This window comes from Spirosoma migulaei, from assembly GCF_054776855.1.
Genome location: NZ_BAAHBG010000010.1, coordinates 313101 through 324760 on the forward strand (window position 1 = coordinate 313101; position 11660 = coordinate 324760).

The 11660-nt window shown below is 48.0% G+C and carries 10 protein-coding genes; 6 read left to right on the plus strand and 4 right to left on the minus strand.

Translation table 11 applies throughout. The features are described 5' to 3' along the window. Window positions 1-160: 160 nt before the first annotated feature. The gene (locus ACYVGO_RS11925) at window positions 161-880 is read left to right on the plus strand and encodes a pseudouridine synthase (RefSeq protein WP_460969783.1); all 720 of its coding nucleotides are present in this window, start codon (window positions 161-163) and stop codon (window positions 878-880) included. Here the strand turns inward: ACYVGO_RS11925 and ACYVGO_RS11930 are convergent. Together ACYVGO_RS11930 and ACYVGO_RS11935 are read right to left on the minus strand one after the other, a co-directional pair. Continuing rightward, window positions 863-1534 carry a DUF4276 family protein gene (locus ACYVGO_RS11930; protein ID WP_460969459.1) on the minus strand — a complete coding sequence of 224 codons (672 nt, stop codon included), beginning with the start codon at window positions 1532-1534 and terminating at the stop codon, window positions 863-865. The genes ACYVGO_RS11925 and ACYVGO_RS11930 overlap by 18 nt on opposite strands. After that, window positions 1531-2931 (minus strand): AAA family ATPase, encoded by a 1401-nt coding sequence (locus tag ACYVGO_RS11935; protein WP_460969460.1) that lies wholly within the window; start codon window positions 2929-2931, stop codon window positions 1531-1533. The genes ACYVGO_RS11930 and ACYVGO_RS11935 overlap by 4 nt, the downstream gene beginning before the upstream one ends. 683 nt (window positions 2932-3614) lie before the next feature. Here ACYVGO_RS11935 and ACYVGO_RS11940 point away from each other — a divergent pair. From ACYVGO_RS11940 to ACYVGO_RS11950, 3 genes are all read left to right on the plus strand, one after another. Next, on the plus strand, window positions 3615-4457 hold the full coding sequence (locus ACYVGO_RS11940) for a ThuA domain-containing protein (RefSeq protein WP_460969784.1): 843 nt from the start codon (window positions 3615-3617) through the stop codon (window positions 4455-4457). Window positions 4458-4460: 3 nt separating this feature from the next. Continuing rightward, entirely contained in the window at window positions 4461-7637 is a 3177-nt protein-coding gene (locus ACYVGO_RS11945; RefSeq protein ID WP_460969461.1) for a PVC-type heme-binding CxxCH protein, read from the plus strand. A 109-nt stretch (window positions 7638-7746) separates the two neighbouring features. Continuing rightward, entirely contained in the window at window positions 7747-8613 is an 867-nt protein-coding gene (locus ACYVGO_RS11950; RefSeq protein WP_460969462.1) for a sugar phosphate isomerase/epimerase family protein, read from the plus strand. 153 nt (window positions 8614-8766) lie between these two features. Here the strand turns inward: ACYVGO_RS11950 and ACYVGO_RS11955 are convergent, their stop codons facing one another. Next, a complete protein-coding gene (locus tag ACYVGO_RS11955) occupies window positions 8767-9720 on the minus strand; it encodes a sugar ABC transporter substrate-binding protein (protein WP_460969463.1) in 954 nt (317 codons plus the stop codon). A 236-nt stretch (window positions 9721-9956) separates the two neighbouring features. Here ACYVGO_RS11955 and ACYVGO_RS11960 point away from each other — a divergent pair, with 236 nt between their 5' ends. Next, window positions 9957-10268: a type II toxin-antitoxin system HigB family toxin gene (locus ACYVGO_RS11960; protein WP_460969464.1), complete on the plus strand. Its 312-nt coding sequence runs from the start codon at window positions 9957-9959 to the stop codon at window positions 10266-10268. Continuing rightward, window positions 10252-10611 (plus strand): helix-turn-helix domain-containing protein, encoded by a 360-nt coding sequence (locus ACYVGO_RS11965; RefSeq protein WP_460969465.1) that lies wholly within the window; start codon window positions 10252-10254, stop codon window positions 10609-10611. Before ACYVGO_RS11960 ends, ACYVGO_RS11965 begins: the two co-directional genes overlap by 17 nt. 22 nt (window positions 10612-10633) lie before the next feature. Here the strand turns inward: ACYVGO_RS11965 and ACYVGO_RS11970 are convergent, their stop codons facing one another. Beyond that, on the minus strand, window positions 10634-11614 hold the full coding sequence (locus ACYVGO_RS11970; protein ID WP_460969466.1) for an ABC transporter permease: 981 nt from the start codon (window positions 11612-11614) through the stop codon (window positions 10634-10636). Window positions 11615-11660 lie beyond the last annotated feature (46 nt).

Below are 11660 nucleotides of genomic sequence, written 5' to 3' on the forward strand. Positions count from 1 at the left end.
CTGAGTAATAGGTGAAACTGCATTGTTTTTAGGTGAAACTGCATTGTTTTTTTGACAGGATTAACAGGATTTTACAGCCGGGCCGACGTTTCAGATTATTTAGTCGTAATTAGGCACTACATCTTGTAAATCCTGTTAATCCTGTCAAAAAAATTAAGCCATTGTGTCGAAACCGCTTCCCATTCTCTATCAATCTCCCGAGTTAGTCGCGATCAATAAACCACACGGACTGTTGGTTCACCGGTCCATGATTGCCAGCGATGCCAGTGAATTTGCCGTACAGATTCTCCGCGATCAGTTGGGTCAACGTGTGTACCCCGTTCACCGGCTGGATCGAAAAACGGGAGGTGTGCTCCTCTTCGCGCTAACCGAATCCATGAATTCCATCATGCAGCAGCAGTTTATGGGCGCACTGGTAGACAAAAAATACATCGCCATCGTACGCGGCTATACACCCGATGAACAGACCATCGATTATGCACTTCGAAATGATGAAACGGGCGTATCTCAGGATGCTGTTACCCACCTAAAAACACGTCAACGCACCGAAATCCCCCTACCCTTCGGGAAACACCCTACCTCCCGCTATTCGCTGGTTGAACTAACCCCAACTACCGGGCGAATGCACCAGTTGCGCAAGCACATGGCGCACATTCTCCACCCCATTATCGGCGATCGGCCCCACGGCTGCAATAAGCAGAACAAGTTATTCAAGGCCCATTTTGAGATGAACACGATGCTATTACACGCTCAGAAGCTTGAGTTTGTGCATCCTGTTACGTCGGAACAGATTACCATTACGGCACCTTTTCAGGCGGAGTTTGAGCGGATGTTGGGGGAGTTGTTTGGGGGAGCCGAAAGATTAATGCAGATAGTTTAGCTGCCGGAATGCTTCTCGTACGGCCTCTTTAAATTTTTGGTATGAAGGCAACAATGCCAAACGCTCCAGGCTAACCATTGCGCCCAGCGGTTCATATAAGTCACTAATAGAAACCTGATTACGGCTACGCCTTGCTCGGTGATCAAACGCGAGTCGGATAGCTTCCTTAATGGTCTCTTTGGGGTCGGCTACGCTTTCTGGCGAACGTATCAGCCCTAATTGTGCGTCTGTTTTGTCCGTACCGATTTCGGCTTTTAATGCATCCTTATCAGCCAGCATCCATGCTTCGGTCATCCGAACAGGAACAATTGCAACCATATTAGGATTTATTTGTGGAGCTAATTTGAGTCGCGTATATACAAAAGCCGGAGCAATTCGATTGTTAAATGTTTCAGTGTCGCGATCATCGTCAGCATCGGTATGTACGCAGAGAACCATCAGCTTATCAGTTTCTGCTGACTTGGCTGCCTCTAGAACGTAATCAGAGAAAGTTAGCCCCAGCTTCGATACGGCCAAAGCCATTGGTGGATAAACTTCTATTGCTTGTTGACACTCCCAAGTTAGGTCTTCGAATGTTCGCCGAATGATACCGCTCAGGAAACGGACATCGGTGGTTCCTTCGGTGATGAAGCCTACTGTAACTATTTGGCTCATAGATGGGATAGGTCATTAAGCGTATCTTCGACATCAGCGCTTTGTAAATACTGCTGAAATTGCCGAAGCGAAATCCGCCTTTCGGTTTCTGACACGGATGAATAATGGCTATCCTTCTCCGTATCTACGGGTAGTATTCGGGTGGCCTGGATACTTACTCGCTGATCATTTAGTAGAAAATTTTGCGTTACTAATTGTGAAAACCAGACGGATACAAACTGACGTAGCTCCACCTGTAGCACCTCATTGATCAGCAAGGGCGAATGAGTATTAACAATAACTTGCCGCAATGGGAAATCCGTATCCATGAAATTATCGCTCAAGTCGCTCAACATCTGCGCTACTAATTTCAACCGAAAGGGGTGCGTACCGTTTTCTGGTTCTTCCAGACAAGTAACACCTTTATGTTCCTCGTCATATTGCAGCACACAAAGCACCAATAGCCGCAATGTCCCCTCTGATAAGACACGAGATGTAAACTCGAGACCGTCGCTATTTTTTATGCGAATGATGTAGCGCCGATCGGCTTTATCATCAACAACATCCAAATCAGTCAGACCAGGCAGCAAATTGGCTAACCGACGCCGGATACTGGCAAACGAAAACGAATCGGTAACTTTGATACGGTGCAATACAGCGGCCAAATTTTCGCCGGTTGGCAGCATAGTGCTATCAGCCAGATACCCACTGGGAATTCGTAACACTTCTGGGTTTAGGTTGTACATGCGCCAGTTCCGCATTTCTTCCCTAGCTGCTAGAAAGTGAGGGGTATCTGCCTTATTAAAACTACTGAGATACGTTTGACGGATGCGTTTAGCTGTTGTACCCTGAAAGTTTTTGTCATTAAACGGCTTATATAATCCATCTTCTGCATAAACGCCTAATACCTCATCTCCACTCTGACTGGTCTCTAACTGAAGTTTATAATCTAAATATTTAGTTGGTATCCAAACAGATTTAGTCACCGAAGATAAATAGCGCTCACTCCACGAGTCCCCAGCTAAAATCGGCCAAAGCCATTCATTGACAATCGTTAAATCTTGACTGTCAGCTAACCGCCGAATTGTTACTGAATATCGTAATCGTGTGTACGTGAGACTAGCTTCACTCTCCCAATTATCACGCACTTGTTGATTCACTAATAAATCCACCTCGAACGACATTTCTTCAGCATACTTCCCGTCTCCGTAGTATGTAAATTGTTCTATTGGCTCTCCACGCAGGCCACTAAACGCCGTTTTCAAGTCTACCTCAGCCAACCGCGACAATAAATGTAAGGCGTCGAAAAGATTGCTCTTACCAGAGGCATTAGCCCCAGCAATGACTGTTAGAGGTGAAAATTCCATCTGAAATTTTCGAAAACTCTTGAAGCCATCTATTTCGATTCGAGTAATCATAGACTATATATCTTTTAGAATTTCTCAGCAACTATCAACTAAGACATTGGATACTGTAAAAATTCTAGTTGAATGCGAAAGTACCAATTTAACAACGTTTGACCAGTTCTTGTAGCTCAGCATATCAGAAAGATCAATTTAGAGACGACTTTAATTTCGCTTGGATTAAAGTCTGACACGAAAACTGTTACCCTCCTGCAACTGCTTTTACAAGTCAGCAGATAATTGAGCAACTACTTTAGCGCCCCATAGAGTATATGGGGCATCAATAACTCACGGTTAACCAGTCGGGCAGCCCGGTAGCGACTTTGCAGGATATGGTCTTTAAGCTCCTGTTAAAAAGTAGTGTAGTTTACTTCCATTGTAAGGGTTACGGTTAGGGCGCTCGCAGCTAATAAAAATTCAGCGTCAGTACGGCTAAAAGTAACCTATACAAGAATATTTGACAATAAAAACACAAAAAGTCTATTTCCGGTTGGGCAGGTTCAAGTATAAGCGCTTCATTTCCTTATTTTGCGTTCGCAGTGAATTTGTGTACACCTGCCTGTCTATCCCCCAGTCAATACCAATAACCGTTGTGTCAATAATAGTAGGCCAACCCAAAAATTCGCTTTTCCTTATAAAAACCAGACGTGAATACGAAACGTAGAACTTTTCTGCAGACAGTCGCCGGATTAGTCAGTCTGAGTGCCCTACCAGGCCTGGCAACGGCAAAAGCCCCTAAGAAACCGCTGGTGGTATTTGTCACCGGCGATCATGAATACAGCGGTGAACTGACGTTGCCGCTTATTGCCGCTGAGCTGGAGAAAAACTACGGCATGCGGACCAAAGTCCTGAAAGCCTACCCCGATTATAACGGTGAAAAAGATATTCCCGGCCTTGAAGCCCTGAAAGAAGCCGACCTGGCTGTTTTCTATCTCCGCTGGCGGCAACTACCTCAGGAACAGCTGAATTACATTGACGCCTATCTGAAGTCAGGCAAGCCGGTGATGGGTTTTCGAACAACGACTCATGCCTTTAATTACCCCGAAGGTGATCCACGTATCCGTTGGAATTCGTTTGGCGAGTTTGCCTTTGGCGCTCCTCCAGGATGGGGTGGCAAAGCACAGCATACGCACTACGGCCACAAAAGCACGACCGATGTGAGTATCATTCCTGAGGCCGCAAAAAACCCGATCCTGACTGGTGTGGAACCGAGTTTCCATGCCTCGTCCTGGCTCTACCGTGTCCAACCCGATTACCCGGCCAAAGGGTCGACCTGGCTGCTGATGGGAAAATCCGTCAATCCCGATAAAGCGGCTATCGAAAACCCCGTTGCCTGGACCTGGAAAAACGAATGGGGTGGCAAAGCCTTTATGACCACGCTGGGCCATCCCGAAGATTTTCAGGTAGAGTCCTTTCAGCACTTAGTCATCAATGCGATTCACTGGGAGCTGGGCTTGCCAATACCCAAAAATCGGGGCGCCGACCGATGGAAAGGAAAAATTGATATCAATGTGCCCTATGGCCACCCCCAAAAACCCTGATTTATGAAAGCATTTGTTTCCAGGAAGACTAACCTGTATGGACTGCTCCTTGCCGTTGGAGTCGGAATCATCGTGTTTAGCGCCTTTAAGTTCTATTTTGCGAATCCGCTCACGCTGAAAAAGGGGGCGCACATTAGTTTAATAGGTAACAATCTGGGGTCGAGGATGATGAATTATGATCATTTTGAAACCGAAATGCAGATCCGATACCCCGATGACCAGCTTTTCATTCGTAACATGTGCGATCCGGGCGATACGCCTGGCTTCAGGCCCCGTTCAAGCCGGTTCTCGCCCTGGGCATTTCCTGGAGCCGAACGATTTCAAACAGAATATGCAAATCCGTCGGATAGTCAGGGCCAGTTTGAATCACCCGATGAATGGCTGACGCGGCTTAAGACCGATGTGATCATTGCTTTTTTTGGCTACAACGAATCCTTCCAGGGCAAAGCAGGACTAGCCAATTACAAGGCTGAACTGGATGCGTTTATCAAACACACACTTAGCCAGAAGTACAACGGCAATACGGCCCCACAACTGGCCATTGTATCGCCCATCGCGTTCGAGGATTTATCCGCAACTCTTGATCTGCCGAACGGCAAAGTCGAAAACGAGAACATTTCCCTGTACGCGAAAGCGATGAAGGAAGTGGCCGATCAAAACAATGTTCTCTTCGTCGACGCTTACACGCCTTCTCAGCAATGGTATACCGACAGCGCCGAACCACTAACGATTGATGGCTCTCAGCTTACGGACGAAGGGTACAAAAAGCTTGGCGTTCTACTAACCGATCAGATTTTCGGCAAATCGTCTCCCAAAGCCGAAGCCAGGCGGAAACAGATTTATGAGGCCGTTATGGAGAAGGACTGGATGTTCCATAACGACTATAAAATTCCCAATGGCGTTCACGTCTATGGTCGTCGGTACAACCCGTTCGGACCGGACAACTACCCCGCCGAAATCGAGAAAATCCGCCAGATGACCGCCATTCGGGACACAGCGGTATGGCTGGCCGCGTCTAAAGGAGAGAAAATGGACATTGCCGCTGCCGATGAACGAACGAGAAAACTGCCCGAAGTAAAAACTAATTTCAACCCGGAGAAAAACGGTAGCCTGACGTATCTGTCCGGGCTGGAAGCACTGAGCAAACTCAAAGTACCACCGGGCTATAAAATTGAGCTGTTTGCCTCCGAAGCCGAGTTTCCTGATTTGGCCAAACCCATGCAGATGTCCTTCGATAACAAGGGGCGACTGTGGGTGGCAGCCATGCCCAGCTACCCACACTACAAACCCGGTGATCCCAAACCCAATGATAAAATCCTGATTCTGGAAGACACGAACGGAGATGGGAAGGCCGATAAGCAAACGGTTTTCGCCGATCACCTGCACCTTCCCCTCGGTTTCGAAATCGCAAAAGAAGGCGTTTATATCTCACAAGGGCCTAATTTGAAGCTCTTCACGGATACAGATGGCGACGACAAAGCCGACAAAAGTGTGATTCTGATGAGTGGTTACGACGACCACGATACGCACCACAATAGTCACGCGTTTTGCGTCGATCCATCCGGTGCCATTTACTCGGGCGAAGGGGTGTTCCTGCACACCAACGTCGAGACGTCTTACGGCCCCGTTCGTGCGACCAATGGTGGATTTTACCGTTATGCGCCACAACTGCATAAGCTGGAGCGCACGGCGCAACTCTCCATCCCAAACCCCTGGGGAATTGCCTTTGATGACTGGGGACAGCCGTTCTTCGCCGAAACCTCAAGCCCGGATGTTCGCTGGATGATGCCCGGCTCTGTGTTACCCCGTTATGGTGAAGCCACCCATAAATCGGTACAGTTGGTGGAAGAAGCTCATCGGGTTCGTCCCACTTCCGGACTGGAATTTGTGTCCAGCCGCCACTTCCCGGATGATATCCAGGGCGACTTCCTGATCAACAACACCATCGGATTTCTGGGTATGAAAGAGCATACCTTAACGGACGATGGCACGGGTTATAAAAGTCATCACCGCGCCGATCTGGTTGTGAGCGAAGACCGTAACTTCCGCCCCGTCGATATGGAGTTTGCGCCCGATGGTTCGCTGTACCTGATCGACTGGCACAATATCCTGATCGGTCACATGCAACACAACGCACGCGATCCGCTGCGCGATCACTCGCACGGTCGGGTGTACCGGATCACGTATCCATCACGACCGTTGGTGACACCGGCCAAAATAGACGGTGCTAGCGTTGAGCAACTATTGGACAACCTCAAACTTCCTGAATACCGCACCCGCTACCGTACCCGTCGTGAACTCAGAGGCCGGGATGTTTCGGAAGTTCTGGCCAAGCTGAAAACCTGGGTCGCTGGATTGGACAAAAAAGATCCCCGTTACGAACACCATCTGCTGGAAGGTTTATGGGTGAGTTGGGGCATGGACAAAGTCGATCAGAACTTGCTCCGGCAAGTGTTAAAGGCGAAAGATTATCACGCCAGAGCCGCTGCCGTTCAGGTGGTTCGGTATACGGGCCATCAGGTGAAGGATCAGGCCGATCTGCTGATGCAGGCCGTTAAAGATGAGAACAGCCGGGTTCGGTTAGATGCGATTGTGGCAGCATCCTGGATCGGGAAAGAAAAGGGACTACCCATCCTGGCCGAAGCCGCGAAAAAGCCATTGGACGACTGGATGATTCACGCCTACGACGCTGCCGTTGCCCACCTGAAAGGCGAAAATGTGAAGAAGGAAAAAGAGGTTGTCGAGAAGTCAACGCTAAAAGGATCGGAACTGGCTTTGTACAATTTGGGCAAGCAAATTTATGCCAAAGAAGGCTACTGCACGACCTGCCATCAACCTGATGGAAAAGGCCTTGCAGCCTCTGGATTCCCCCCGCTTACGGGGACGAATTGGGTGTCTGGCAATGAGGAGCGGCTGATAAAAATAGTCTTAAAAGGTGTAATGGGGCCCATCGAAGTAGTTGGAAAGAATTACCCCGGTCAGGTTCCGATGACCCCCTTTGGTGGGTTGCTGAAAGACAATGAGGTAGCTGCCGTGTTGACCTATGTCCGGAATTCGTTTGGTAATAATGCTCCTGCCATCACGCCAGAAAAGGTGAAGCAAGTCAGAGCCGCGACGGAACGCAAAAAAGACTTTTACTCGCCGGATCAGTTATTGAAAGAGCATCCGATGGAGAAATAAGCGAATGGATAATGTAAAATGAACAATGGATAGGAAATGTACTGACCTTATCATTATTCATTTTACATTATCCATTATTCATTTACTTGTGCCCTAATACCTTTAACCAATGCCCAATTCACTAGTTTCACCTATCGGCTTCAACGTGTTGGCCTGGACGGCCGTCATGTCCGAAAAACTGAATCCGATTACCGAGCGTCTTAAAACCATCGGCTACGACGGAATCGAATGCTTTGTCGATAATACGGATGTTGCCGCCTACCGCCAGTTTGGCGATCATTTGAACCAACTGGGTTTACAAAGTACCTGCGTAGTGGTGGTTGGCCCCGACTCGAATCCGGCCAGCGAATCAGCCAACATTCGGGAGCAGGCTGTCGACTTTTTAAAGGGTGTCATTGACCGGGCTCATGCCATGAACGCGTCGGTTCTTTGTGGCCCATTCCATTCTGCCTTTGCCACCTTCACGCGCCGGGAACCCCAACCCGATGAATATGCCCACAGCGCCGACGTGCTACATACCGTTGGCGACTACGCCAAACAGGCGAACATCATATTGGCTCCGGAAGCCCTGAATCGCTTCGAGTGCTATCTCTGTAATACCATGGAGCAGTTATTGCAACTAGTCCGTATGGCTGATCATCCGAATGTTCGGGCCATGTTCGATACGCACCACGCCAACATGGAGGAAAAGCAGTTTCCGAAAGCAATCAAGACCATTGCCCCCGTACTGGCGCACGTGCACATCAGCGAAAACGACCGGGGCACACCCGGTGATGGACATATCCCCTGGGATGATGCCTTCCGAACACTGGCTGAAATCGACTACAAAGGCTGGATGACGATCGAAGCGTTTACCCGCAATGACGTTGATTTCGCCAATTCGATCAACGTCTGGCGCGAGTACAACGATCCCTGGGACATTGCTGAAAACGGCCTCAAATTCATCAAGGCCATGCAGGCGAAGTATTCAAGCTAGGCACAGAGGATGCTGTATTTGAACTTTTGTTTCTTGGCTTTTTTGTCATCCCGACCTTAGGAGGGATCTCAAGCTCCCATATAAATCAAGCTTGAGATCCCTCCTAAGGTCGGGATGACAAAAAAACGGCTCTCTATGTTAAAAACCCTCTCTTTACTTTAAAAACTTAGCCAGGTTCTCCTTCGTCACTAACTGAAACGGAATGAGGGTTTCTTTATCATACGCCTGTCCCTTCGCGGCTTTCACGGCGGTTTCAATCGCTTTTGAGCCCTGCTGCTCAGCGTTCTGAAAAACGGTGGCGTCCAGTGTTCCTTTCTTAACGGCCTGTAGCCCGTCGGGAATAGCATCAATGCTTACCACAATCACTTTGTCTTTCAGGCCCGCATCCGTTAAGGCTTTTACAGCTCCCAGGCCCATTTCGTCATTCTGCGCAAAAACAGCATTGATCTGAGAACCGTACGACTGAATCCAGTTTTCCATCAGCGACATCGCCTTGGCCCGATCCCATTCGCCGGTTTGATGGGCAAGGAGTTTCAGGTTGGGATATTGCTTCAGAATTTCCCGGGCACCCTGCTCCCGTTTGATCTGCGCGGCCTGCCCCATGTAGCCGTGCATCATCAATACATTACCCTTCCCGCCCAGTTTCTCCGCAATGTATTTCATGGCTATCCGGGCCGACTCTACGTCATCCGATCCCACAAAAGCCGAAGGCTTCGTGCTGGTTTCTGAGTTTACATTAATGATTGGAATTTTCGCAGCCAACGCTTTGGTCACTGCGGGCGAACTGGCTTCTACTTCGCAGGGGTTCATGATAATAGCATCCACTTTCTGCGCAATGAAGCTTTCAATCTGCTCAACCTGTTTCAACGCCGACCGCTCCGCATCGACTGTAATCAGCTCAACACCATCAGCTTCAGCCTTTTTCACCATCGCGTCGTGAACATTAACGATAAACTCATTCTGCATGCTGAGCATGGAGACACCCACCACGAGCTTTTTACTATCACCACCCTGCCCTTTTTCGCTGGATGATGATTGACTACAGCTTGTTAATAGAGTTATAAAGAAAAGAGAATAGCTAATAAAGCTCGAGTAGGTATGTCGCATTTTGATCAAAAGTTATCTGTTTCTATAAAGCACCCTTACCCGCCTGCTCTAACCGACCTATCATAAAGTTTCGATAAACAATCGCCTGGTTTTGGCTTAGATAAAAGCAATATGAACTTTCATTACCTATATTTGTTCCCATATTGGGATCAAAAAAAACCTCTAATGACCATAGTAGACAAAGGAGCTATCGCCTATGAGACAGTCGACCTACCCTCGAGAAACTATCATTTGCAATGAGATTGATCGCCCGGAAAACCATTGTCAGTTTCTACAGTGTTTATTCAACCTCAAAAGCTAGTTTAGAAGCATTTTACAAGGAAGTTGAAGCAGCCGATTGGGAGAAACCCAATGATGTTATTAGCGCCTATCCAAGTGCCGATGTAATAACGGGCAAGCGATTTGTCTTCAACATTAAAGGCAACTCCTATCGGCTGATTGCCGATATAGAATTCAAAAAAAAGCTTGTGTTTATCGTCTGGATTGGTACGCACGTGGAGTATGACAAAATAGACGTAAAGACTGTCAATTATGTTAAAAGTGATTAAGAACGAGCGGGAATATGAAGCCGCTTTAGCACGCGTTTACGAGCTTATGCAGCTGGATCTGGTCGATGATTCCCCAGAATCGGATGAGCTTGATGTATTGGCCCTATTTGTTGAGGCCTATGAGCATAAACACTATCCTATAGCAGCACCAACTCCTATTGAAGCGATCACATTCAGACTGGAGCAATTAGGAAAGGAAAAAAGCGAATTGGCTAAGATTTTAGGCACACGCTCCCGGCAATCAGAAATATTGAGTGGAAAACGGAAACTTAGTCTGGACATGATTCGCAAACTTCACGCCGTCCTTCATATTCCTGCAGAAAGCCTGATAACTGCCTATTAAAAGCTACCACAGAGACGCCTTCTCAACCATTCTTTCCATGTTTCAAACTATCCAGCACCACGGCTCCGATGATAATGATACCCATCACCACTTGCTGGTAATAGGAGGTTACGTTGAGCAAATCCAGCCCATTGCTAATTACGCCGATCAATAACGCACCCAGCAAGGTTCCGGTCATGGTTCCAGCTCCGCCCGAGGTACTAGTTCCGCCAATGATGGCAGCGGCAATGGCATCCAGCTCAAACCCGGCTCCGGCATTCGGCTGGCCGGTTGTAATACGGGATGTCAGCAGGATACCCGCCAGAGCAGCCAATCCTCCGCATAGTGTATAAACAATCATCTTTACCGTACTCAACTGAATTCCTGATGCTTTAGCCGCCTGCTCATTCCCGCCTACGGCATACATGTAGCGACCAATGACGGTCTTCTTCAGAATGACCGTGCAGATAACGAAGAATACTACGAGGATAATAATCAGGGTAGGAACACCCAATATTTTACCACCCCCAATAAAGTTGAATGAATCAGACAGGTTAGAGATTGGGCGCCCTTTACTCAGGATCAGGGCCAATCCCCGGCCAATGGTCATCGTACCCAGTGTGACAATAAATGGAGGCACTTTTGTACGGGTAACAACAAAGCCATTAAACGCCCCAAAAAGCAAACCTGCCAGCAAACCAACCCCAATGGGAACGATAACCGGATAGGTGTCGGGGTGTGCAAACGAAGCGGCTACCACGCCCGTAACGGCAACAATCGAACCGATCGACAGGTCGATGCCGCCCGTAATGATCACAAACGTAACGCCAAAGGCCAGTAACGCATTGATGGACACCTGCGTGACAATAATCATCAGGTTTTGAACCGTAAAAAACCGTGATGTGGTCATCGAAAGGACAATACAAATTGCCACCAGTACGATCAAGAGTACATATTTACCAACGTTTCGAATGCGTATGCCACCGTAGTCTTCGCCCTTAATTAACGTAAAGTCTTTTTCCATGTAGTGTAAGTAACCTGGTCTATATAGCTTCTATCATCTGTTGCCC